Below are 393 nucleotides of genomic sequence, written 5' to 3' on the forward strand. Positions count from 1 at the left end.
GATGAACGGGTGCACCGTCACCGGGTCTCCTTCGCGAAGAAAGCCGTGGCCCGCTTGAGAACCTCGACGTCCTCGCGCAGCCGCCGGTTCTCCCGCCGCAGCCGAGCCAGCTCCTCCCGCTCGTCGCTGGTCAGACCCTCACGCTCACCGGCGTCGACCCCGGCCTGGGTGACCCACAAGCGCACCGCGGTCTCGGTCAGGTCGAAATCCTTCGCGACCTGCCCCACCGACCGGTCACCCCGGCGGCACAGCTCGACGATCTCGGCCTTGAACTCCGCCGTGAACGAGCGGCGAGGGCGCGGCCTCTTCTTCCCCATGCTCTCCATGATGGACATCATCCTTCCGAGGCCGAAGCCCCTGATCAGGAGTGTCCGTCAAAGCGGATCAAGCCCA

The 393-nt window shown here is 67.4% G+C and carries 1 pseudogene; it reads right to left on the minus strand.

Going from position 1 to position 393, the window contains the following annotated elements:
• Window positions 1-38 precede the first annotated feature (38 nt).
• Window positions 39-338 (minus strand): annotated as a pseudogene (locus AA75_RS35970) (transposase); the annotation flags it as partial.
• Window positions 339-393 lie beyond the last annotated feature (55 nt).

This window comes from Kitasatospora sp. MBT63 (assembly GCF_000710465.2).
Taxonomy (GTDB): Bacteria; Actinomycetota; Actinomycetes; order Streptomycetales; family Streptomycetaceae; genus Kitasatospora.